This is a genomic window from Corynebacterium sp. ACRPF (assembly GCF_022347395.1).
Classification (GTDB): Bacteria; Actinomycetota; Actinomycetes; order Mycobacteriales; family Mycobacteriaceae; genus Corynebacterium; species Corynebacterium tuberculostearicum_D.
In genome coordinates this window covers 53,479-77,888 of sequence record NZ_JAKRNB010000009.1, presented here as the reverse complement: position 1 = coordinate 77,888, position 24,410 = coordinate 53,479, and the positions used below count along the sequence as shown (strand labels likewise).

Annotated in this window: 17 protein-coding genes and 1 pseudogene; 12 read left to right on the top strand and 6 right to left on the bottom strand. The window is 56.0% G+C overall.

Translation table 11 applies throughout. The annotated features are described in order from the left end of the window. Window positions 1-267 precede the first annotated feature (267 nt). From MHX61_RS05755 to MHX61_RS05740, 4 genes are all read left to right on the top strand, one after another. Complete coding sequence (locus tag MHX61_RS05755; protein WP_204609946.1) at window positions 268-1,659, top strand: hypothetical protein; 1,392 nt, start codon at window positions 268-270, stop codon at window positions 1,657-1,659. Window positions 1,660-1,802: 143 nt separating this feature from the next. After that, entirely contained in the window at window positions 1,803-1,970 is a 168-nt protein-coding gene (locus MHX61_RS05750; protein WP_239193456.1) for a glycine betaine ABC transporter substrate-binding protein, read from the top strand. A gap of 161 nt (window positions 1,971-2,131) precedes the next feature. Then, the gene (locus tag MHX61_RS05745) at window positions 2,132-3,451 is read left to right on the top strand and encodes an amino acid permease (protein ID WP_239193455.1); all 1,320 of its coding nucleotides are present in this window, start codon (window positions 2,132-2,134) and stop codon (window positions 3,449-3,451) included. Window positions 3,452-3,508: 57 nt separating this feature from the next. Beyond that, window positions 3,509-3,799: a YrhK family protein gene (locus MHX61_RS05740; protein ID WP_234447434.1), complete on the top strand. Its 291-nt coding sequence runs from the start codon at window positions 3,509-3,511 to the stop codon at window positions 3,797-3,799. A gap of 266 nt (window positions 3,800-4,065) precedes the next feature. Here the strand turns inward: MHX61_RS05740 and MHX61_RS05735 are convergent, their stop codons facing one another. From MHX61_RS05735 to MHX61_RS05725, 3 genes and pseudogenes are all read right to left on the bottom strand, one after another. Beyond that, window positions 4,066-5,385, bottom strand: coding sequence for an MFS transporter (locus MHX61_RS05735; RefSeq protein ID WP_239193454.1), 1,320 nt, complete (start codon window positions 5,383-5,385; stop codon window positions 4,066-4,068). 397 nt (window positions 5,386-5,782) lie between these two features. Continuing rightward, entirely contained in the window at window positions 5,783-7,093 is a 1,311-nt protein-coding gene (locus MHX61_RS05730; RefSeq protein ID WP_239193453.1) for a threonine/serine exporter ThrE family protein, read from the bottom strand. A gap of 510 nt (window positions 7,094-7,603) precedes the next feature. Beyond that, window positions 7,604-8,810 (bottom strand): annotated as a pseudogene (locus MHX61_RS05725) (amidohydrolase). Window positions 8,811-9,070: 260 nt separating this feature from the next. Here MHX61_RS05725 and MHX61_RS05720 point away from each other — a divergent pair. From MHX61_RS05720 to MHX61_RS05695, 6 genes are all read left to right on the top strand, one after another. After that, window positions 9,071-10,051 (top strand): carbohydrate ABC transporter permease, encoded by a 981-nt coding sequence (locus MHX61_RS05720; RefSeq protein WP_239193451.1) that lies wholly within the window; start codon window positions 9,071-9,073, stop codon window positions 10,049-10,051. A gap of 27 nt (window positions 10,052-10,078) precedes the next feature. After that, window positions 10,079-10,924 carry a carbohydrate ABC transporter permease gene (locus MHX61_RS05715; RefSeq protein ID WP_049378801.1) on the top strand — a complete coding sequence of 282 codons (846 nt, stop codon included), beginning with the start codon at window positions 10,079-10,081 and terminating at the stop codon, window positions 10,922-10,924. Window positions 10,925-11,006: 82 nt separating this feature from the next. Further along, entirely contained in the window at window positions 11,007-12,329 is a 1,323-nt protein-coding gene (locus tag MHX61_RS05710; RefSeq protein WP_239193449.1) for an ABC transporter substrate-binding protein, read from the top strand. A 46-nt stretch (window positions 12,330-12,375) separates the two neighbouring features. After that, the gene (locus tag MHX61_RS05705; protein WP_204609958.1) at window positions 12,376-13,497 is read left to right on the top strand and encodes an ABC transporter ATP-binding protein; all 1,122 of its coding nucleotides are present in this window, start codon (window positions 12,376-12,378) and stop codon (window positions 13,495-13,497) included. Between the two features lie 175 nt (window positions 13,498-13,672). After that, window positions 13,673-14,290 (top strand): hypothetical protein, encoded by a 618-nt coding sequence (locus MHX61_RS05700; RefSeq protein ID WP_239193448.1) that lies wholly within the window; start codon window positions 13,673-13,675, stop codon window positions 14,288-14,290. Window positions 14,291-14,464: 174 nt separating this feature from the next. Further along, window positions 14,465-15,859 carry a GntP family permease gene (locus MHX61_RS05695; RefSeq protein ID WP_239193447.1) on the top strand — a complete coding sequence of 465 codons (1,395 nt, stop codon included), beginning with the start codon at window positions 14,465-14,467 and terminating at the stop codon, window positions 15,857-15,859. On the opposite strand, the gene MHX61_RS05690 is transcribed toward MHX61_RS05695, so the two are convergent. Further along, window positions 15,856-16,365, bottom strand: a complete 510-nt coding sequence (locus tag MHX61_RS05690; RefSeq protein WP_239193446.1) for a gluconokinase — start codon at window positions 16,363-16,365, stop codon at window positions 15,856-15,858. The two genes, MHX61_RS05695 and MHX61_RS05690, sit on opposite strands and share 4 nt — an antisense overlap. A 137-nt stretch (window positions 16,366-16,502) precedes the next feature. Between MHX61_RS05690 and MHX61_RS05685 the strand changes: the two genes are divergently transcribed. After that, entirely contained in the window at window positions 16,503-19,085 is a 2,583-nt protein-coding gene (locus MHX61_RS05685; RefSeq protein WP_239193445.1) for an AAA family ATPase, read from the top strand. Between the two features lie 46 nt (window positions 19,086-19,131). Further along, on the top strand, window positions 19,132-20,166 hold the full coding sequence (locus tag MHX61_RS05680) for a restriction endonuclease (RefSeq protein WP_239193444.1): 1,035 nt from the start codon (window positions 19,132-19,134) through the stop codon (window positions 20,164-20,166). Between the two features lie 182 nt (window positions 20,167-20,348). Here MHX61_RS05680 and MHX61_RS05675 read toward each other — a convergent pair whose 3' ends face one another. Together MHX61_RS05675 and MHX61_RS05670 are read right to left on the bottom strand one after the other, a co-directional pair. Continuing rightward, a complete protein-coding gene (locus tag MHX61_RS05675) occupies window positions 20,349-21,290 on the bottom strand; it encodes a nucleoside hydrolase (protein ID WP_239193443.1) in 942 nt (313 codons plus the stop codon). A 9-nt stretch (window positions 21,291-21,299) separates the two neighbouring features. Further along, entirely contained in the window at window positions 21,300-22,667 is a 1,368-nt protein-coding gene (locus tag MHX61_RS05670; RefSeq protein ID WP_239193495.1) for an MFS transporter, read from the bottom strand. Between the last annotated feature and the right edge of the window lie 1,743 nt (window positions 22,668-24,410).

The following is a 24,410-nucleotide window of genomic DNA, read 5'->3' as shown; positions in this document are numbered from 1 at the left end:
GTTACAAATTTGAGCCGATCGGCCGTTGTATATACATCTATCCATCAATAATTTTTCACGCACTACCAGCCATCTAGCGGGAATAAATCCCAATAAACAGCTTGGTCTATATAAAAAATACCCACCCTCCGCTCCAGTAAATATATAGACATCTAAGAGATGAATTAATTATGAGCCTGTTTTAGCGTTATCTTAGCGCAACACTGTGAGTTGCTGGATTTCATTCATAAGTTCATTCATTTTCTACCTGCCCAGGAGAAGTTCTATATGTCGATTCGTCGTCGCATGACCGGCCTGACCGCCGGCCTCATCGTCGCCGGCACCGCATTCGCGGCACCGCTGGCTGGCGCAGCTACCCAGACCGAGTCCTACCCGGAGACCCCGGCCCTGAACCCGGATCTGCCAATCATCCACACCACCCACGGTTCCGACCACATGAAGGCGAATATCCTGAACCCTCGCCCGGTATGTAACCCGTGGGAGGACCACCGCACCGTGGTCTACAAGGTCTCCGACCGCTTCCTGCCGGCCGGCACCATCTCCACCACCAACCAGACCAAGAAGGACATCCCGCTGCAGCAGGATCTGTCCAAGTCTCAGTCCATCTCCCTTTCCGTCAACGGTGACCGCACCGAGACCACGTCCATGAACCTGGGCGGCAAGGGCTCCAAGAAGGGCGCTGAAGGCTCCTTCGGCATTTCTCACGAGATCGCTACCAAGATTGGTGCTAGCGCTTCCTACTCCCTGTCTTGGGATGCTGGCCAGTCCATCGGACCTTACGACGTTCCGCCAAACCACACCGGCGAGGCTACCTACGGCTTCCGCGTGCTGAACATGACTGGCACCCAGCAGTACTGCAAGCCAAACGGCACCTGGTCCACTCCGACCGCTTGGAACGCTATGCAGCCGGTAAAGAACGAGGTTCGCGTCAAGCTGTACGATAAGCTGTCTGACTCCTACGCTCCCAACAAGGACGCTCAGAACACCACCGACGTCAATGACCCGAAGGTCGTTGAAGAGGACAAGAACCTCGAGGCTGACGCAGAGGTAGTCAAGGAGTCCGAGGGCAACGCCAAGGAAGCAACCGAGAAGGTCTCTGAAGCAGAGGGCAAGAACGAAGAGGCTGCTGACAAGAAGAAGCAGGAAGAGGTTGACGCCAAGGAAGACAAGAAGGACTCCAAGCACAAGCTCGACCTCGAGCCTTACCTGACCGTTTCCGGCGCTAAGCACGCTGGCTTCGCAGGCACCGTTGCTCTGCGCGCCAAGAACGTTGGCTCCGAGCGCTACTACGGCGAGTTCCCAGCTACCCAGTTCCGCGTGGACGTGAAGACCGCTAAGGGCCCGAAGGGCGTTGACCGCCTCATCACCCCGCGCTCCTCCAACGGCGCTCACATCCGTGACCTGGGCTTCAACGAGAAGACCTCCACTCGCTCCTTCGAGGTAACCCTGGCTAACCCGATTAACGCTGGCGAAGAGGCCCGTATCGCTAACCTGGACTTCGGCGACGGCAACACCAAGGAAGGCCGCCTCATCAACAACATCGAGGTAACCCAGACCTCCCGCATCAAGGGTGATGACTCCAAGCACAACGACCAGAACGTTGACTCCCGCGAGCACACCCTGAATGACTTTGGCAAGAAGAACGAGGGCCTGTTCTAAGAATACCCTACTTCTGCCCTAGGAAAATAGTTTCCTAGCCAGTCACTCCCAGAAGGCCGCTGCATCATCAAACGGTGCGGCGGCCTTCTTTCTTACCCTCGCCTACCCATACACGTCATTACTCCGCTTCAGATGTTCCCACCGTGGTCGTGGACGAGCACCCAGAGATTGAAGAGCTCTTCGCTCCCCTTTCGCAGTTGCTTACCGACGAAAAGATGCAGGAACTCAACGCCCGCGTCGACGTCGATGGCGAAGACTACATCACCGTGGCGCTAGATTTCTTGAAGGAAGAAAACCTGATCGCGGACTAGCTGCGGCACCTTAACAAGATTCCCAAAGACCGTTGCACCACCCTCGGTGCGGCGGTCTTTAACATTTATTTAACTTAGATCACAAATTTGCTTTCGTTCACCAGAACCTTCAGATAGATTGTGTATGTTACCCCATTCACAAACACTGGAGGATGAATTCTATGTCTCACACGACTGCGAATGCGCCCGCTTCACCAGCCAGCCCACCCACCACTGGCGGTGCAGGTACTTCACCCAGCGGCCAGGTGACCACTAATAAGGCCGTCAATAGCCAATGGACCATCACGCTCTTCGGCACCGCCGTGGGTGCAGGCATCCTCTTCCTGCCGATTTCGGCCGGCAGCTTCGGCTTCATCCCGCTACTGGTGGCTACCCTGCTCATCTTCCCAATGACCTACCTGGCCCACCGCGCGTTTTCTTGGATCATCAGCTATTCCCCGCTACACGGCGAAGATGTCCTCGCGGTACTCACTCACTTCTTCGGCCGCGGCAATGGCATCATCCTGGCAATCATCTACTGGTTCACCATCTTCCCGGTGGTGCTCATCTACGGCGTATCGATTACGAATACGGTCGATAGCTTCATCGTCAACCAGCTGGGCGGCCCGGAAATCTCCCGCTACATCCTGGCGCCACTGTGCGTGGGCCTCATGACACTCGCGCTCGCCTTTGGCAACGCCATCATGCTCAAGATTGCCCAGTTCGTGGTCTACCCGCTCATCGTGGCGCTCGCAGCGGTATCGCTCTACCTCATCCCGCAATGGGACTTGGGCTCCTTCCTGGAAGCCGGCGACCACAGCGCCGGCGGCGTCCTCAAGGCCATCATCCTCATCCTTCCAGTATTGGTCTTCTCCTTCTCCTTCGTTGCCGCCATCTCCCAGTTCTCCCTGGGCATGGAGAAGGAATACGGCGCGGACCACCACGCGCAGTCCGATAAAGTCATCCGCAACTCCGCCATCCTGCTGACCATCTTCACCATGTTCTTCGTCTGGTCCTGCGCCCTGGCCATGGGCGCGGACGGCATGCAGGAGGCTAATGACAAGAACCTGCCGGTACTCTCCTACTTCGCCAACGAAACCGGCACCCAGTTTATGGCCTACATGGCGCCCATTGTCGTTATTTGCGCGGTGGCCTCCTCCTACTTCGGCCACGCCCTTGGCACCATCGAGGGCACCCAGTACCTCTTCAACCTGGGCGCGCCAAAGGCCACGAAGAAGATGTCTACGCGCACACTCGACCTGTGGACCTACCTCTTCATCTTTGTTTCAACCTCCCTGGTGGGTATTTTCAACCCCTCCATCCTGGATATGATTTCCGTCGTGGGCGGTGTCTTCTTCGCCTTCATGACCTACCTGCTACCCATCTGGGTCATCTACCGCGTGGAGGCACTGGCACGGTTCCGGGGCAACAAGACCAACTTCTTCGTGGCGATCATGGGTCTTATCGTGCTCTTCGCCACCATCTGGGGAATGTTCCAATAATTCCACAAAAACATGGTTCGACAAGGCCTTTTCCTCTCTGGCAGGGTGGGAGACATCATGTCAGAACAGGAAAAGGATCCCGACCTAAAGATTAAGCTCGGGCAGAACAACGAAATCAAAATTAAAAACAAGTACGAGACTTTCTCCATCGCCAATGACATCGCCATCTCTGTGGTCTTCATCCTTGGCTCAGTGCTGACACTGGCCGGCATGTCAATGGTCGCCACCGTCTTCTACCTTCTCGGCAGCCTGGGCATGGCAGCCCGCCCAGCTATCCGCTTGAAGCGGCGCACGCACCTGCAACGCATTGGAGCGGATGCCAATACCGCCGAAAGCTACGACTACTAGGCGCAATGGGCAGACGCGGCTAACAGTAAACTTTCAGCAACTCGCAGCGACCTATCAGGCGCAACCCATTGCAGTAGCAGCCCCGTACCCCATACTTAAATCATGCGTTTGAGAGAGCGCATACGAGAGAGATAGAGAGAACCCCTCAGTTTCCAGAGGGCGGCTTTAAGCCGATACATGGGAACACCTTGTAGAGAGAGACGCCTGCGGCCCTCGGTTCCTTTTAGGTTCCGAGGGCCGCAGGCGTTTTACACGGCTCCACGGTACTACTCGTGCAGCTTATTCTTCTTCGACGCGAAGAGAACTGCGATGCCGGTCACCAGCGCCGCGGCCACCAAGTAGAAGGCGGGGGCGAGCTGCAGGCCCGTGACGTCAATAAGCCACGTGGCAATCATCGGTGCGGTACCGCCAAATACAGCGTTGGCGGTATTAAACGTCAGCGCGAAGCCGGACAGGCGCACGTGGGTGGGGAATTGTTCGGAAAGGAAGGAGGGCAGGACGCCGTCGTTAAGCGCCAGCACGCCGCCCAAGCAGACCTGAATGATAATGACAAGGAAGAGCCCGGCGCCATCGAGAAGCATGAAGGCCGGAATGATGGTCGCGCCCATGAAGGCGGCCGCGCACAGCATCGTCGTGCGGCGACCAAGACGGTCCGAAAGCATGCCGGTGAGCAGGGCAAAGCCCACATAGAATGCGGACGCCACCGAGGACGCGATAAATGCCGGCGTCGCAGCCATGCCCAACTCCTCCGACAGGTAAGTGGGCAGGTAAGTCAAAATGACGTAGAAGCCAATGGCGTTGAGCACCGCGCCCGCAAAGGCAATGGCCAGGGCCTTGGGGTACTTCAGAACCTCGCGCAGCGGGGACTCCTCCGGCTCATCCTGGTCCTCAAAGTGGGAGGACTCTTCCGTGTTGCGGCGAATCCACAGGCCGTATAGACCCAAAGGCAGCGCAATCAGGAATGGCACACGCCAACCCCAGGAATCCAGGGCGGCATCATCAAGGACTCCAGTCAGCAGCGCCGCAATGAGCGAGCCCAAGAGCAAGCCCGAGGCCGTCGCGGAGGGCACCACCGCCGAATAGATGCCACGCTTGCCGGCTGGGGCAATCTCAGCCAGGTGCGTGGCCGCGCCCGCATACTCACCGGCTGCGGAAAAGCCCTGCACCATGCGGCACAGCAATAACAAGATGGAGGCGGCAAAGCCAATGGTGGCATAGCCCGGCAGGAATCCGATACACGCGGTTGCCACCGACATCATCACAATAGACACCGTCAGCGTATGGATGCGCCCGTATTTATCACCAAAGTGACCCCACACGATGCCGCCCAAGGGCCGCACCAGAAACGACAACGCGAAAAGCGCAAACGTCATAATCAGCGCGCGACGGCCTTCCATCTCCGGAAAGAACACCCGGGAGATAATCGCGGACATATAGATATAGGCCGCATAGTCGAACCACTCGATGAAGGTGCCAATAAACGCCGCCTTAATGGCCGAGCGATGCTGGCGCCTGGTTTCTTCCGCATCCTCTACCTGCGCCGGCACAACGTCCTTGGCTGGGGGTTGGGCTGTGAGAGGAGACATGCTCCTCACCTCGATTCTGTAGCTCTACAAGCAGGTGAAACGGCGCAGCCTGACTGCGCGCATATCTTCCACCCTACAGAAACAAACTATGTTCTACGTCACTTTCACGCGCCAATGTTGCACATCTCCACCCCAGTCCTGCTTTCCGACGCCCTCCCCACCCCATTCCCAGCCACTAACAGCAACCCAACAGCCGGACCCCATGGCCGCTACAGCCCAGTGCCCCATACTGAGATTGTGCGTTTGAGAGAGCGCATATGAGAGAGATAGAGAGAACCCCTGCAGTTTCCACAGGGCGGCAGATGCCGATACATGGAAACGACATGAGAGACGCCCGTGGCCTCCAGCTCCGAAAGGAACTGGGGCAACGGGCGTTTCCCTAGCTAGAGTCTAGGCATCATGCGGAAGAAGGCCGTTGCGGAAGCTTTTTATCAAAATCAATTAGGCGACCAAAGGCCCAATCCTTATCAGTAAGCAAGCGAGAAAACACCAAACCGGCACCAATAGATCCAACTACCATCATTCCAGTTGCCACATTGGCCAACGCTTGATCCATCTGACCATCGTTCAAATAAAACACCGCCCGGAACATTGTCACCCCTGGGATCATAATCACCGCGGCCGGAACGGTGGTTGTAATGCGAGGAAGACGCGCCCTTTTAGAAGCTACTGCCCCCAGCAACCCGATGATTAATCCACCCACAAAGGCTGCAAAGAAAATGGTTGTTCCCGCGTGAATTAGAATCAAACGAAGCTCATTTGCCACGGTTCCAACGCACGCCGCTACTAAGACCATGCGGCGAGAAGAGTTAAAAAGAAAAGCAAACCCAGCAATGCCCAGAAAACTTGCCATCGGCGCCAACAGAAACCATTGCATATCCTGCACAGGTGCAGGTGGGTCAGGACTAAGTTTTGTCAGCCAGCTAACCATAGAGACCGTGAAAGCCGCCGTGAATATGACGGTAAAGGCGTACCCCAATCTGACAATCCCCGCATCAAGATCAAATCGCGCTATGTCGATCAAAGCAGAGAAAAGTGGAAACCCAGGAATCAGGAATAAAACGGCCGCCACAAAACCCGAGGACAGTTCACTGGGTTCCACCGAGCCTATAGCCCCGAAAAATTCCGTCAACAAGAAGAAAACTATGCTTGCCGTCGCACCACCAGCAATCACTCCTCCAATTTGATGAACGTGACGGTGGAGAACTGTATAACGAACAAACTGGCCTGCAAACGCCGCCAAAGCAACCAACCCCACTGCTTCCAGCGGGAAAAAATTAAGATACGCAAACGCCGCACATGCGATCGCGGCAGCGAAAGAAAGAGTTAGACCGCCCCAGCGCTTTTTGACATTATGCTCGATAGTATCCAGCATCGCCGCTAATTCCTGAGCGGTGATCCCTGCGTAGAGGCGATTGTGGGTTAAATCTTCCAAGGCTTCAATCCGAGAGGCATCAACTGCAGGCGAATGTTGCCGAGCAATGACCGTCCGGAAGTATTCGCCGCGGTGAAACGTACAGGTAATCTGCGTCAGACCCACTGTGGCATCTAGATGGTCAAACCCCAATGCTCGCGCACTCCGTTTCATCCCTCTAAGTACGCGATAACCAGAGGTGCCGGCCCCCATTAGGAGCATTCCCACCCGCAATACAACGTCCGCCTCGATACCCATTTGCCGATGCATCTCCGGATCAAATTGTTGTGCCATCTCTCCTCCTCTGACACTGCTCTTGGCGCACAATTAAAGACTTGTCGACCCCAACCCGATAGCGCGCTTGTAGTTTCCCTAGAATCTTACGCAAAAGAAGCCTCTTGTGAATCAGGCTCATCGATCCAAAAGCCTCCACCTTGATACCCGTAAGCTGATTGAGCCATTTTTTATCCTCCGCCAAATGATTGCCACTATATTCACAGGAAAAAACCAGACCTATGGCAGCCTAGCGCGTTATCTTTAATTTACGTGTTCGAGCGAACGCAAGAGAGATAGAGAGAACCAGTTCCAGCGCCCTGTGGCCCAAGCGAGGCCCGGGCGTTGGAGCTGTTTTAGGGGTCTGCAGGTTGGGGCGTGGAAGGAGAAGGCGTCGGAAAGCGGTGCATGGCTCAAATTCGTGGCTATAGATCCTACGGGCTACTCCCCCCGCCACCTCATACAGCGCGCATGCCAAAAGGAATGGCCGCACACCCTATTGGAGCCGTGCGGCCGAATGCTGCGCTTCGGTTAGCTGTTTCCTAGGTAACTCATCGCAGCGGCGATAAGGGCTTCGGTGCCGGTGCGCAGAGTGGGCTGGAGCAGCGGAGCGAAGTGCGGACTGTGGTTGGGGACATCCTTTTCTTCTTCGCGGCCGGAAAATACCCAGAAGCAGTAGAGAACGCCGAAAGCGCGGGCGATGGTGGAAAAATCCTCCGAGGCGGTGAGGGGCGACGCGGTCGGTGCCGAAGTAGGACACAAAGGCTTCCTTAAGGCGTACCGTGGTGTCCTTATCGTTGCTGGTAAGCGGGTAGGAATCGTGGTAGCTGAACTCGGCAGGCTGCGGGCTGCCGGCAGCCTGACACTCGGCAGTGACGATGCGCTCGATGGCGCCGGTGATTTTATCGCGTACCTGCTCGCTATAGGCGCGCACATTGATCTTCAGGTTGGCCTCGAAGGGGATGATATTGGCCTTCGAGCCGGCGTTGATGGCTCCCACGGTCAGCACGCCGAATTCGGAGGGGTTGAGTTCGCGGGAGATGACCGTCTGTAAACGCATGACGATGGCGCTGGCCAGTACCACGGGGTCAACACTGAGGTGCGGCATGGAGCCGTGCGAGCCTTGGCCATAAACCTTGACGTCCATACTTACCGCGGTGGACATGAATGGGCCGGAAGCCAGCGCCACGGTGCCGGCGGGAAAGTTGCTGGCAAAGACGTGCTGGCCAAGTACTACGTCGGGCGTGGCGACCTTGTCCACAAGTCCGTCATCCACCATGGACTGGGCACCGGCGGCAATCTCCTCGCCCGGCTGGAAAATGAGCTGCAGGGTGCCGGACCACTGGTCAGTGGCCTGCGCCATGAGCGCGCCCATGCCCAGCAGGCTGGCCACGTGGGAATCGTGGCCGCAGGCGTGCATGACGGGGACCGTGTTTCCTTCCTGGTCAACGGCGCTATCGGTGGAGGCGTATTCCAGGCCGGTGTCTTCCTTAACCGGTAGGCCATCGAAATCCGCGCGCAGCATGACGCTTGGCCCGGCACCGTTTTCTAAGACACCGACCACGCCGCCGCCTACTTCAATTTGGGAAAAGCCAAGGTCGGAAAGCTTGTCCTTGATAATGCCCAGCGTGCGCTCTTCCTGCATGGATAGCTCCGGGTGCTGGTGCAGATCCTTATACAGCGGCTCCTGCCACACCTTGACGGAGTCATAGTTGCTGCAAACGGTAGGGACAGACATTGCTTCCTCCTAGTGGGCTCGCGGTGGATTGTGGGGGCCAGTGTAGTGGGGTGGGAGGAAGGTGGGCGTCGGCAAGCGGGGCATCTTTGTAATGCCGGACATAGTTGGGCGGTGGAGCGACCAGCGCCATAGGGGGTTGCGCTGCGACTTTATCGAATATTCGATGACGTGTCTACCTTTAACTCATCGGCTTCTTATTATTCATCAGAAGTTTGTTTTCTGTGTAGCTGGGTGTCACCTGCCCGCCCTAGATTGACCGAGTGACTTTTCAGGAAGACTCTCTCGGTGCCGGTTGCGTCGGCACTACAACCGCATCTCCCACACGCGCGGAAGGCCCCGGTGATTCCGCGGCGCTTGTCCGCAAGGCCAAGCGCAACCGACACAAGGAATGGCTGCTGGCAGCAGCACTGCTTGCTCCCAACCTGATCCTGCTGGCCGTATTTACCTACCGGCCCCTGCTGGACAATATCCGCCTCTCCTTTTTCAATTGGAATATCTCCAGCCCCACCTCCACCTTCGTGGGCTTGGATAACTATGTGGAGTGGTTTAGCCGCGATGACACGAAGACCATCGTGCTCAACACCCTGGTTTTTACCTTCTTCGCGGTGATTGGCTCCATGGTTATCGGCCTAGCGCTGGCCTTGCTGCTCAACCAGAACATTAAGGGCCGCAACTTTGCGCGCTCGGTGGTCTTTGCTCCCTATGCTATTTCCGGCGCAGCCATTGGCATTGCCTTCCAATTCGTCTTCGACCCCAATTTTGGCCTCATCCAGGAACTCTTGGGCTGGTTCGGCGTGGACTCCCCCAACTTCTACGCTGTACCCGGCTGGGCCATGTTCATGGTGACCTTCACCTTTGTGTGGAAAAACCTGGGTTATACCTTCGTCATCTACTTGGCGGCGCTGCAGGGCCTGGACAAGGAATTGGATGAAGCTGCCGCTATCGACGGCACCGGCCGCTGGCGCAAATTCTGGCGCGTGACCATGCCGCAGCTGCGCAATACCACCTTCTTCCTATCTATTACGGTGCTGCTCAATTCCGTGCAGGTCTTCGACATCATCAACGTCATGACCCGTGGCGGCCCGCAGGGCAATGGCACGCAGACGCTGGTCTTCCAGATCTACAACGAGACCTTCGTCAACTTCCGTGCTGGCTACGGTGCGACTGCCGCCACCATCTTGTTCCTCATCCTGCTCATCATCACCCTGATCCAGGTCCGCATCATGGATAAGCGAGGTTAACCCAACATGGCTACTTCTACCCTTCACATGGTCACGGATGAATCCCCCGCTACCCGCCGCGCTAAGCTCATCGGCGGCTACCTGGGCATCCTGGCGGTTCTGCTGCTCATTGGCCTGCCGCTGTTTTGGATTCTGATGACCTCGTTTAAGGCCAAGGGCGATATTTATACCGACCCGGTCAATTGGCTTCCGCCAGTGTGGGAGACCGAGAACTACTCCGATGCCACCACACGTGTGCCGTTCTGGACCTACCTGCGCAACTCGGTGCTCATTACCGCGGTGCTGTCCATCATCAAGATTGTACTGGGAGTCATCTCCGCCTATGCGCTGGCCATCCTGCGCTTCCCAGGCCGCCACCTGGTATTCCTGCTGGTCATTTCCTCGCTCATGGTGCCGAGCGAAATCACCGTCATTTCCAACTACGCCCTGGTCAATTCCTTGGGCTGGCGCAATACCTTCGTGGGCATCATCGTGCCGCTAGCCGGCGTGGCCTTCGGTACCTTCTTGATGCGCAACCACTTTTTGTCCCTGCCCTATGAGCTGGTGGAAGCCGCCCGCATGGACGGCGCCGGCCCTATCCGCCTGCTCACCAAGGTGCTCCTGCCGGTCTCATGGCCCACGCTGACCGCATTTTCTGTCATCACCATGGTCAATGAATGGAATACCTACCTGTGGCCCTTCCTCATGGCGGATACGGAGGATGTCGCCCCGCTGCAGGTGGGTCTGACCATGCTGCAAAACAACGATGGTGTGACCAACTGGGGCCCGGTAATGGCCGCCACCATTCTCACCATCATCCCAATGGTCATCATCTTCCTAGCCTTGCAAAAGTACATGATTCAAGGCCTCACCACTGGCGCCGTGAAGGGTTAGAAGGCTTCTTCCCCACCCACGCTCGCCGTTTCCACTTGTTTTTGTTTCCCCCCCCTTAACCACGCTTTTTAAGGAGAACTACATGCTACGCCGCAAATTCCTCGCCCTGGCCTCCACGGCCGCTTCTGCTACCGCACTCGCTGCTTGTGCCGGCACCTCGTCCACCAATTCACAGGGTGGCAACGACAAGGGCGGCGACGGTGAAGTCACTGAGCTGACTTGGTGGTCCAACCACCCCGGCACGTCCAAGGACATTGAGAAGGAGATCATCTCCCGCTTTGAAAAGGAGAACCCGGACATCAAGGTCAACCTCGTTGATGCCGGCAAGAACTACGAAGAAGCAGCACAGAAATTCAACGCCGCACTCACCGGCCAGGACCTGCCGGACATCGTGGTGCTGTCTGACGTCTGGTGGTACAACTTTGCTATCAATGGCCAGATTGCCAACGTGGATGACCTTGCTAAGGAAGCAGGCATCGACCTGTCTACCTACGTGCAGCCCCTTTATGAGGACTACAAGTACGATGGCGGCCACTTTGCCCTCCCCTTCGCCCGCTCCACGCCGCTGTTCTTCTACAACAAGGACGCGTGGAAGAAGGCTGGACTGCCGGACCGTGGCCCCAAGTCCTGGGATGAGATGGATGAGTGGTCCAAGAAGTTGGCTGAGGCTGATTCCAAGATGAAGCCTTTTGGCTGGGGCGATGCCGTGGACTACCTGGGCTGGATCTTCCAGGGCCCGCTGTGGTCCAAGGGCGGCGCTTACTCCGATGAGTGGGACCTGAAATTCACCGATGACAAGACCATCAAGGCCGTCGAGTGGCTCAAGGACATCACCGATGAGAAAAACGGTTACTCCTACGTGGGCAATGACATGGCCATGGAGTTCGGCACCGGCCGCGCCGCCGCCACCGTCCTGTCCACCGGTGATCTGGCGGGTCTGACCGATACCGCCAAGTTCGAGCTCGGCACCGCCTTCTTGCCTAACCCGACTGGCGACGGCGCCTGCCCCACCGGTGGTGCCGGCCTGGCCATCCCGGCCGGCATCAGCAAGAACCGCCAGCTGGCTGCTATCAAGCTCATTGACTTCATCACCAATGAGGAAAATACCTGCTACTGGTCCCAGAACGTGGGCTACATGCCGGTGCGCTCCACCGCGGTGGACAACGAGGACCAGAAGAAGTTCATGAAGGACAACCCGAACTTCGAAACCGCTATCAAGCAGCTGCCTGAGACACGCCCGCAGGACAATGCCCGCGTCTTCCTGCCCGGCGCGGACCAGGAAATCGGCGGCGCCTTTGAAAAGATCGTCACCAACCGCGATGACGTCACCAAGGTGCTGACCGATCTGCAAAAGACCCTGCAGTCTATCTACGACAATCAGGTTAAGACCGTCATCAATAAGTAGGCTCTCGCAGCCACTCCCCCGCCCCACTAGTTTCTGAAAGGTAACCATGGCTACTGTCACCTTCGATGGCGCAAGCCGCATCTACTCAAAGGACGCGGAACGCCCCGCCGTTGACCGCCTCAACCTGGATATTGCCGATGGCGAATTCTTGGTCCTCGTCGGCCCATCCGGCTGCGGCAAGTCCACCAGCCTGCGTATGCTGGCAGGCCTCGAGCCCACCGACCGCGGCTCCATCCGCATCGGTGGTAAGGACGTCACCGGGGTCAGCCCATCGGACCGCGACGTGGCCATGGTCTTTCAGAACTATGCCCTCTACCCCAATATGTCCGTGGCGCAGAATATGTCCTTCGCGCTGGAAAACCGCAAGGTCCCGAAGAACGAGATTAAATCCCGCGTGCACGAGGCCGCGAAGATCCTGCAGATGGAAGACCTGCTGGACCGCAAGCCGGCTAATCTTTCCGGTGGCCAGCGCCAGCGCGTGGCCATGGGCCGCGCCATCGTCCGCGAACCGGCCGTATTCTGTATGGACGAGCCGCTGTCCAACCTGGATGCCAAGCTGCGCGTTTCCACCCGCGCGCAGATCTCCAACCTGCAGCGCCGCCTTGGTACCACCACCGTATATGTCACCCACGACCAAACTGAGGCAATGACCATGGGCGACCGCGTCGCCGTTCTCAACGCCGGCGTCCTACAGCAGGTGGATACCACCCGTACCATTTATGACCGCCCACAGAACGTTTTTGTCGCCGGATTCATTGGCTCCCCGGCGATGAATATCTACGACCTCACCCATAACTCCTCTGAGCTCACCATCGGCTCTACCCACATCAATCTGGCTAACTACAACTTTGAGGGCGTAGAGACCGTCACGGTGGGCATCCGCCCGGAAGACTGGCAGCTAAGTGATACCGGCAATGGCGGGGCAAAGTTCACCGTCGCGCACGTCGAGGAGCTGGGCAACCAGACCTATGTCTATGGCGAGCTTGACGACGCCGCCGGCAACAGCTCCGCCGACGGTGTACTCAAGTCCTCGACCCGGATGGGTGGCCAGACCGGCATTTTGGTCGATGCCCGCGGCCGCTATGCGGTGGGCGATACTTTCTACGTTTCCCCCGACCCGGACCGCGTGCATCTATTTAGCACCACTACTGGCGAACGCCTGAACTAGAAGTGGCAAATAGGCAGTTGACACCTTAGTTTCTTACTCTTCCCTTTGCGGACAATAAGAAACGGATATATGCTCGCGCGCATAAGACGCCCATGTAGTCCCGTTTACCACGGATATTGCTGGGAATATCGCACTCTGCGAACCTTAAAATCAACCGAAAGGTAACTCACTGCCTATGCCTTCTTTCAAGAAGCTTTCTGCCGCCACTCTGACCGCTTCCGCCATCCTTGGTACCGTCGCCGCACCGGCCGCAAGCGCCAAGAGCGACCCAGTTCGCTCCCTTATTGATCCAGGCACCTGCAAGACCATCACCAATCTGGCCAATGATGGCAAGCCGGTTCCGGATCCTTCCATCCTCCACGATGAAGACTCCGTAAAGCCGTACTTCAAAGATGGCGTTTTGGAGTACAAGGTGGTCGAAAACTTCCCGTACCGCAAGCAGCTGGATGCCGCGGTTGCCGAGTGGAACAAGGCCCTCGGCGACAAGGCTTCCCTGAAGGAAGTTAAGCCTTCCGAGGCAGACGATGACACCGTCGCCATCATCTTCAAGCCCGACCCAAATGGCTATGTCCAGGGCGCTGCCTACCCGGATCACAATATGGTCTTCATCAAGATTCCTAATGCCCAGTACCCAGAGGCAGTCCAGGGCACCATCGCCCACGAGCTGGGCCACATGATGGGCGCAGGTCACTCTTGCGCCGGCGCGCTCATGGCCGGCGCCAACCAGAATCCCATCTCCTACCACGTGACCCCGCTGGATGCAGCGGCTGTCATCCAAGGCCAGTTCGACTAAACTGCCTGCACCTCCCCTAGGTTCCTGCACCGGCACCTAGGGGACTTTTATATACCCCGCCCCTTTGGGGGGTGTTAGCTGGGTCGCATTTGGAGGAAGGGGGACGTCGGCAAGCGAGGCTACTGCTAACGTTTCCGTTATTCAAAGGTTTGCATTAGAAAAGGAGCCCGCTTTATGGATACGTGGGAACCCACCCTGTCGACCGGCCCGCTGCTAGGCATTGCGGTGGCCGCCATTGCCGTGATTTTGGTGCTGGTCATCTATTTCAAGCTCCACGCTTTTCTCACCCTGCTGGTGGTCTCGGCGCTCACGGCGCTGGCCGCGGGCATTCCACTCGAGGGCATTGTGCCCACCATGACCGAAAGCTTTAGTTCCACTCTGGGCTCGGTGGCGTTGCTGGTGGGACTGGGCGCCATGATCGGCCGGTTGGTGGAAGCCTCCGGTGGCGCTAAATCGCTTGCCGACGCCATGGTCCGCCACTTCGGCGAATCCAAAGCACCCCTTGCGCTCGGCCTGGCATCACTGATCATGGGCTTTCCCATTTTCTTCGACGCCGGCCTGATTGTGATGCTGCCGGTTATCTTCGCCGTAGCGCGCCGCTTGGACGGTCCCGTCCTTGCCTTTGGTCTGCCGGCCGCTGGTGCGTTTTCCGTCATGCACGTCTACCTGCCACCGCACCCAGGCCCTGTGGCGGCGAGTGAGTTCTACGGCGCTGACCTTGGCCTCGTCCTCCTCGTCGGCCTGCTGCTTGCGCTGCCTACCTGGTATATTTCCGGCTACCGCTTCGGCCTGCTCTCCGGCAAGAAATTCCCGCTGAAGGTTACTGATGCCATCGCCGGCCCGGTGCTTTCTGAAGAAGAACAGCCGCTTAAGCCCGCCTCTGCCCCAACGGTGATTTCCCTCCTGCTTATCCCGATGGTGCTCATCTTCTTCAACACCGGACTCAATGCCCTGGCGTCCTATGGCACCATCGATGCCGACGCCGCGTGGGTACGGTTCTTTGTCATGCTCGGCCAGACCCCTATCGCGCTACTTATTACGGTGCTCGTCGCGCTCGTGGTCCTGGGACCGCGCCGCGGCGTGGACAAGACCGCGCTAGAAAAGCTCATCGATTCCTCGCTCGGCCCCATCTGTTCCGTCGTGCTCATCACCGGTGCCGGCGGCATGTTCGGCGGCGTCCTGCGTACCTCCGGCATTGGCGACGCCCTGGCCGATTCGCTTTCCGGCCTTGGCATCCCCGTCATCCTTGCCTGCTACCTCATCGCCGTGGCGCTGCGCCTAGCCCAAGGTTCGGCCACCGTGGCGCTAACCACGGCCGCCGCCCTCATGGTTCCCGCCGTGGAAGCCGGCGGATTCAATGAGCTACAGCTCGCTCTTATCGTCGTGGCCACCGCCGCCGGTTCCGTCTTCGGCTCTCACGTCAACGACTCCGGCTTCTGGCTCGTCGGCCGCCTGATGGGCATGGATACGGTCACCACACTGAAGACCTGGACGGTCAACCAATTGCTGATTTCCGTCATCGGCTTTGCCCTGGTCTTGGTGCTCTACGCAGTAGCAGCGCTCTTTTAGGCACCAGCCTTAATCCAAGCAGCAGCTTCCTGAGCAATCTCCTCAACTGTCCGCGTCACATCAAAGACGCGGCCAGTTTCGTCGTCTTCCAGCGGCTCCAAGGTATCGAACTGCGACTGCAAGAGCGACGCCGGCATAAAGTGCCCCGGCCGGTGCTGCATCCGCTCATGCAGCACATCAAAGTCGCCGTGCACGTGCACAAACACCACGGATGGGCAGTACTCGCGAATCAAATCCCGGTACTTCCGCTTCAGCGCACTGCAGCCCACCATCGCACCTTCTGGCCTATCCGCCAGCCACTGACCAATCTGCTTCAACCACGGCTCCCGGTCCGCATCAATGAGCGGTATTCCAGCAGCCATCTTGTCGATATTGGCCTGCGGATGCATATCATCGCCATCGCGGTACTCCAGACCTACCAAAGGCGACAGCGCCTCCCCCACCGTTGTCTTTCCCGAACCGGATACTCCCATCACTACGATGTGGCGGAAACTGTGCTGGTTCATGGTGGCTCCTTGGGTTGGGGTTCTTCCCCCTCGATTTTATCCTCCTGAAGTTCCCAATTGAGATACGCCCATCCCCTGTGGATCGTTCTCCTATTATTATGAGAACGCCCCCTGCTTTGAATTCTAAGGATGCTTTGATGAGTAACCGACAGCAATCTTTTTCCTGGAGAACCGTTCTTCCCGTCGTCTTAGAGACGATGCGGGGTATGTCCGTAGTCGCTTACCCTGAACTATTTGAAGACGTTCAAAAAATTGCTGAAGCGGACTTTCCAGGACAAGCTCACCGCCAGCTCAAAAGCCGATCAGTTGTGGAAGACCGGACGCGATGGGCAGTGTTCTATGCAAGGAGATTAGGCTTTGTCAGCTCCTCTACACCGGGGTCCTTTTCCTTGACCGCCGAGGGCGCCACTTGGCTTGCTTCCAACCCATACCCTTTAGGCAAAGATCAGATCCGAGAAATCGACGACCTTGTCTCTAAAGCGCATAAGCAACGAGAAGTCCATTCGGGCCCGCAAGAAGAGGTTCCTGAAGAATCAAGTGCGGATTTTTTCTGGGTACTTCGAGCGGGCCGTAATGGTGAACGCGAAAAGAAAGCTTTAGAGTCCAATCTAGGCATCCCAGGTATGGACTACGGCCCGGAGGTGAATAAGCAAACTACCTTAGACTCCATCAAGGCCTCGATGGTGCGAGAGCACCCAGATCTCAAAGCACAAACATCCACAAGCTACGCTTCTCAACTCAACCGGTTTAAGAACCAAATGCAGGTAGGCGACCTGGTTCTGATGCCGAGCAAGTTGCACAAAGGGCGAGTTTATTTTGGCTATGTCTCCGGCGATTACGAGTACCGCCCTCATGAGCCAAAAGAGATGCGGCACGTCCGACCGATCAACTGGTCAAGCGATTTCTTCAATCGCGATGACCTAGGAATAGACCTCCAACGATCTCTAACTTCACTGCTTACTATCTGCCAAGTTTCTCGGAACCATGCCTTTGACCGAGTAGAGTCCGTCATCCAAGGCATGGGAGATCCTGACTTTTCCTCTGAAACTCCATTGTCACCGTCGTTTGACTGGCCGGAATTTTTCGCAGAACTCGCCACCAAACTTCTTGCCTTCAAAAACAACCGCGCGGAGCTACTCGAAAAACTAAAAGAGACTGCTGAAATCTCAGGACGCCCGCTCCGGTTCAAGCACCTATGGAAATGGCACATAGATGATGAAGAAGTGCCCGCTACTGATATGGATCCTTTTACCATCCTCGGTGTTGCTAACCGGCAAATTTCGACATCTAATAAGGTGGCAATTTGCCAAGCCTTTAAAACCGTCTTCGGAATTGAAGCCCCAGCACCAACGGATTTTTCGGGACTGCCCCAACTCAACAACTTACGCTCGTGCTTTGCTACGAAGCCGTCAGATGTTATTAATCTAAGTTTTTGGGAGAATAGCTGGAGCCTTTTCGCTTCGGCCCTCGCGGTGAGCCAATCGGATACGCCCGAAAATCGAGCTCAGTTTATACACGATTTCGACGTGATGACCAAAGACCGCCAGATCACGGCATACACCATGGCATTGTTCTGGGCGCGTCCCCGCTATTTCCTCACTTTCGATTCAGTCATCACCAAGTATCTTGCCCAAGACTCCGCGCTTGGAATCAATATTCAGAAAAATGTTTCGACGGGTAAAGATTATTTGCTTACACTCGATGAAATCCGAGATTGGCTTACTACTGCCGAGATCGAACCGGCTAATTTTCCCCAATTGTCTTACGAAGCATGGGTTTTCAACCAAGAACCAACCGATGCTACTGCCCAAACCGTAGAGTCTTCGTCGGAAGAGGACGTCTATACCATTTCTGCAATTATCGAAGACGGATGCTTTATCCCGAAAGACGATCTCGAACTAATGCTGGAACGCCTGAAGGAAAAGAAAAACCTGATTCTTCAAGGCCCGCCGGGTACGGGAAAGACTTGGCTTGCACGTCGCTTGGCATATATCTTGTGCAAGTCAGACGCAGAAGATGTAGTCACCTCCGTCCAATTCCACCCTTCTACTTCTTATGAAGACTTCGTTCAGGGTTTCCGTCCCAGCAGTAGCGGGAAGCTTGAACTAAAAGATGGCCCATTCCTCCAAGCAGTGGAAAAAGCTAAGGAGGACTCCAATCCACACGTAGTGGTGATTGAAGAGATCAACCGCGGCAATCCAGCGCAGATTTTTGGTGAGATGCTTACCCTCTTGGAAGCTGACAAAAGAAACCCTGAAAATGCGCTTACCACGCTTTATAGCAAAGAAGGAGAAGCAGTTTTCCTTCCCGATAACTTTTACGTCATCGGCACGATGAACCAAGCAGACAGATCCCTTGCCATGGTAGATATGGCTTTACGTCGTAGGTTCGCTTTCATTAATCTCGTACCGCAGTTGGGATCCACTTGGCGGAATTTTTGTGTTTCCAACCGTAATCGCAATGACGAGGCTCTCAGTGAAATCGCGCGAAGGATCGAAAAGGTCAATCAATTGATCCGAGACGATTTCAATCTCGGTGATGACTACCTAATCGGACACAGCTTTGTTACTCCACGCCGAAAGCTTGCAGACAGTTCCTTCGATGCAACTATGGAATGGTTTGACCAGGTAGTAGCCTCGGATCTCAAGCCGCTCATAGCAGAGTATTGGTTCGACAATCCTGCGAAGCGAGAGCAGGCCCTCGATGTCCTCAACGGATAGTTCCCCTCAACCGGAAGACATATACGTTCCTATTCGAAGTGTATGGATGCTCCAGCTATACGCCTCGCAGTCTTTTATTGATGGGCATATATCCAACGCCTCGGTGGAAGACGCGGGTGTTGAGCTTCCAGAGCTGATCGGAACGATGCTGTGCGACGCTGTAGAAAGGCGTTTTCGGAGAGAATTGAGCATTGGTTTCACCCTTACCGAACGAGATATAACTCGGGTGCGAGGCCGAATTGACATGTACGAAACCACTCGCCACCAACTCCTTGAAAAGGGACTCATTGCCTGTGAGTTCAATGAACTCACCATCAATAGCAAAGTTAACCAATTCCTTAAGTACGCCCTCGAATATGCAGCACAAATGCTCTTAGACGTAAGCAGTTGCGATGCTGCGCACCGGTGCAAGGTGCTTGCTCGAAGGCTTACTCAAATGGGGGTTTCCAAGCCGAAATCGACAGCCTTCCCTCGTGGAAGGCTGTCTCCTGCAGATAAGAAACCGGTTGCAGTAGCCAGACTGCTTTTGGAATTGGCCGTGCCCGCGCGTGGGGATGACGCCCATACTCGATTCAGCAGAAAGCAACTCACGCAACACGAGCTCCGAAAGCTTTTCGAAAAGGCTCTATTTGGTCTGTTTCAATACCACCTCAGCCCTATCGGTTGGAAAGTAAGCAGCGGAGAATGGTTGCACTGGAATGCTCAACAAACGCCCAGACAATTACCGAGTATGCAGACAGATATCATTCTGCGATCCCCAGAAGGTGAAATTACAGTTATTGATGCCAAGTTCACGAATATGTTTATTGAGAATCGCGTAGGAAACGAATCCTTGAAGAGCCCGCACCTTTATCAGCTTTACGCCTACTTACGTAGCCAAGAAGCGCTTGGCGGAGAGTGGAAAACCGCAAAGGGCATCATGCTCTACGCTTCTTCGGGTCGAAGCTTACAGGATGAGACGATTTCATTCCTCCTCGACGGACACCCCGTAGCTTTCGCTAGCATCAGTCTCGAAACCTCAATTCGTGAGTTTCGCCAGAAAGCGCTTCATCTTGTGGCCCCGAATCTCGAAGTCCTTTAGAAAGAATCTCACGAAAGTCCTTAATGACTCCCCAAGCTACGCAAGCAAAGAAGAGGTGAAACATAAGGGCGCAAAGCAGCCACGTTATGACCCCGAACTGGTGGTTCAGGAGCCATAACGTGGCTGAAAGTTGGGTCCCCTCGCGGTGGACGTGCAGCTGAGGCGGGCGAGGCGAAGGTGGCCTAGGCGAGGTTTTTGAGGGCGTCGGTGACAAGGCGCCAGAAACCGGCGTGGTCAAGGGTGGTGGCGACTTGGGTGTGGCAGGAGGCGTCGGCAGGCTCGCGCAGATCGGTGACGGTCATGCCGGTGGTCAGCGCGCCGGCGAGCTCGACGTGGACGGGGGCCTTGCGGGTCTGGACGATGTCCGGATCGATGAGGTAGGCGATGGTGCACGGGTCGTGTACCGGCGGGTTATCAAAGCCCTGGTTGGCCTGGTAGGCCTTGCGGAAGAAACCAAAGAGGCCGACGACGAACTCCGAGACGGGAGTATTTAGCGCCTTGATTTCGGACTCGACTTCTGGGGTGGCAAGCGCCTGGTGAGTAAGATCGAGGCCCACCATGGTCACGGGCCAGGGCTCTTCGAAGACGATGTGGGCGGCCTCAGGATCGATCTTGATATTGAATTCGGCGACTGGGGACCAATTGCCCTCGTGGTAGCCACCGCCCATGAGGACGACTTCCTTGACGCGCTCCACGATGCGCGGCTCCTTGCGCGCGGCCATCGCGATATTGGTAAGTGGGCCGGTGGGCACCAGGGTGATGGTGCCGGGCTCATGGGACATGATGGTGTCGATGATGAAGTCGATAGCGTGGACGTCGGCAAGCGCCGTGCTTGGCTCCGGAAGTTGGACGCCCTCGACGTCCATGCCGGTGGAGCCGTGGATGGCCTCGGCGACCTCGACGGGGCGCACGAGCGGGCGATCGCAGCCTGCGTACACCGGAACCTCTGGGTGGCCGGCGATTTCCTTGACCACCAGGGCATTGTGGGAGACTTTATCCAAGGTCTGGTTGCCGCCTACGGTGGTAATGCCCAGTAAGTCAATGGTGGGGTTGCCCATAGCTAGGAGCAAGGCCACCGCGTCATCGTGGCCGGGGTCGCAGTCCAGAATGATTTTTCGCGTCATGCCACGAGCCTACTTTCGGGCGTTGACGGCCGCCACGGTGTCATCGATGGACTCCGGGCGAGGAATGAGGAAGGACAGGGCAAGGGCCGCAAGCAGAATAATGACGCCGGCGATCATGCCCGCGCGGTAGCCGTGCTCGAAGGAACCAGAAACCGCAAAGAGCACGGCGAAGGACAGACCCGCGCCGAGGTTGAAGGCACCGGCGTTCATGCCGGGCAGGTAGCCCTGGTTATCGGCCGGTGAAAGCACAATGCCCAGGCCATTGAGCATAATATTGGCAATGCCGGCGTAGGTTACGCCCAAGAAAATGGAAACGAAGAGCAGGGTCCATGCGTTCGGGGCGCCTACCACGAAGATGGAAATAATCAGGCCGACGACGGTGCCGATGAGGCCGATTTGCAGGACGTACTTATAGCCCATCTTGGAGGCCATCCAACCGGCAATCGGGCCGAAGACTAGGCCAGCGAGGGCGTACGGGGTAAGGGTGACCCAGGAAATGGTGCTGGCGGAAATGCCGGCACCGGCATCCGTGTCCTGGCCGAGGTTCGGAATAAGGCCATTCATTACGGCAAAGACGCCGGTCATGGTGAGCAGCGTGGTAGAAAGCAGTGCCCACGTGCGGCGCTGCTTGAGGTAAGCCACCGGCACGAGCGGGTCGGCGACCTTCTTCTCCACATTCCAGAAGGCCCAAAAGCCGGCGGCACCGATGAGAAGAAGGATAATGACGAGGAACCAATTGGCCTCGGCAAGTTTGCCGGCCTCGTTGAATGCGGTGAGAACGCAACCCAGCGCCACGGCCAGGGGCAGCACGCCCGCCCAGTCCATGCGCGGAGTCTCGGTGGCCGTGGATTCCTTGGTAAATGCCTGGACTGCTACTACCGCGATGGCACAGAGTACTGCCATGGTCCAAAAGACCGAGCGGTAGCCAAAGTTGCCCGCCAGCCAGCCGCCGGCCAGGGCATCCACGCCCGCAATACCACCATTTACCGAGGTCACAATGCCCAGCAGCAGTGCGTATTGCTTCTCATTGAGCACCTGCTGGCGCAGCATAATGAGACATAGAGGGACGGTCGGCCCGGCCACGCCCTGGATGATGCGGCCGATGAGCAATACAGCGACGTTCGGTGCGACGGCCGAGGCCACGCAGCCCAGCGCAGCAACCGCCATCATGCCAACGAGAACCTTCCTGCGACCGATAAGGTCGCCCCAGCGCGGTAGGAAGAGCGAGAACAATGCCGCGGCCGTAAAGAACGCAGTCTGTGTTAGGCCAATCTGTGCGGTGGTGGCACTCAGATCATCTTCCATCGTCGCCAAGGCAGGCGAGAGCATCGACACATTGAGCTGGAAGGCAAACACTGCCGTCAGCAGTGCGAACATCAATGGAATATAGGAGCTGGGCTGGAGCTTTGGCGGCTCGGAGGTGGTGGTGGAAAAATTTGAACGTCTAGAAGAGCTCTTCATGCAACGGAATTTTACAAGGAACGCAAATTTTTAAAATCAAACATACGACCCGATTCTTGGCTCAGGCAAAAGATCCTTCCCGATGCTGAAATTCTCGATCTAAATCGGTAAAAATGATCGTAACTTGATAGTGACTCAGGACTTTCTTTGATACTGAACACACTGTTTTCGACAGAACCTCCACCCCTGGAACTTCATGACAACATCAGCCGATTGCAAGCCCCAACCCCAAACCTTGTGGAACCAAACAATTGTCTGGGGCCCACGAACCCCAATCAAGAAAGTTTTCCCACTCGCCGAGCCCAAATTGGAACTATACTGGCGCTTAGGAGTATCGGGCCTATCGGTAGTACTAGTGGGCTATATTTTTGCCCACCTCCTGTCACTTTCCCCCTCGAAAATCGATTCTTCTTCCGAAAACCCACTCAGCCTGTCTACGGTCATAACTTCTACCACAGTTTTAGCCGGTATTTACCTCTATTTGGAAAGACCGGAGGCAGAAAAGCACTATCGTCGTAGGCACCGCGAATTAGTAGGAGTAGGCTCGTTCCTTTTACTGTTCATCATGTTCGCCTTAAGCGCTGCCTATACACTACTCCCAGCGATTAATGGCAGTCATTGTACAGAAGAGACCACCTTCCTCTTTCACTGCTTTATAGTAGGAGAATTTTGGATAGAGCTAACTTCCGCAACGACACTCATCCATCTAATCGTGTTGTCCGTTTTATTTTTCGGCGGCGTTCTTCTACAACTACTTCGAATCCCAAGAGGTTTGGCAAGGAGGGACCGGATAACGGAAAACGCTCACCTCATACAAGAATCACTTGTAAGAATCGCGGCACTGCAATCTTCAAACGCAATCGACGCTCTAGATGAAGCATCCCTCTGGTCTGCGCCCAATCCTCGCAAACAAAAGTTGAAGCTGTACGGATTCGAAGCATTAATATGCCTTCTGCACTGGATAATACTAACCACAACAAAAGTAATCCCCATTTGCATACTGCGCTTCTTTAACCAACTGCCATCTTGGCCACCAGAGTTAACTTGGTGCCATTTTTTAATCGTGACTTCGTTTTCAAGCTTCATGACGATATGCGCGTTTTACTCTTTCCACTCGGTCAGGGCGGAATACCAAAAGCTGAGTGCAAAGGTTCCCTCCTACCTCTTTTTCATCGTGTCTGCCTATTTTTCGTTGTCCATTGATTTGATTTTAACTATTAAGCTCACTTCACCCTGGCCCCTGATCACTTCCCTAGCCTTCAGCGGAACCTATGCATGCTTCTGGCACCGTGCGACGAAAGAGGTTCTTCCAACCCCAGACAAAAAAGCTAGGAACAACCCCAGTAGATTCTGCGACGATAGTCACCCACTAAGCACTACTGAGATTCAAAAGAATCTGGACCATCAAAAAAAGGGGCTACTTTAAAAAATTTTTGACGTCATTTTCAATAGCAAGCAAATTTGATCGCCGCCTACACTTTTCCGAAGCTACTTGTTATCTTCTGCCCGAATCGCCGGAAGGCTCATCATCCTGGACGATCCAGCCGTCGAAGAGTGAAGGACTCAGAAGATACAGCTGCAGAGCGATAATTTCTACACATTTAACCATAAATTCTTTTAACGCACGAATGGGTCTACTTCAGCTTATCGAGTATGGCC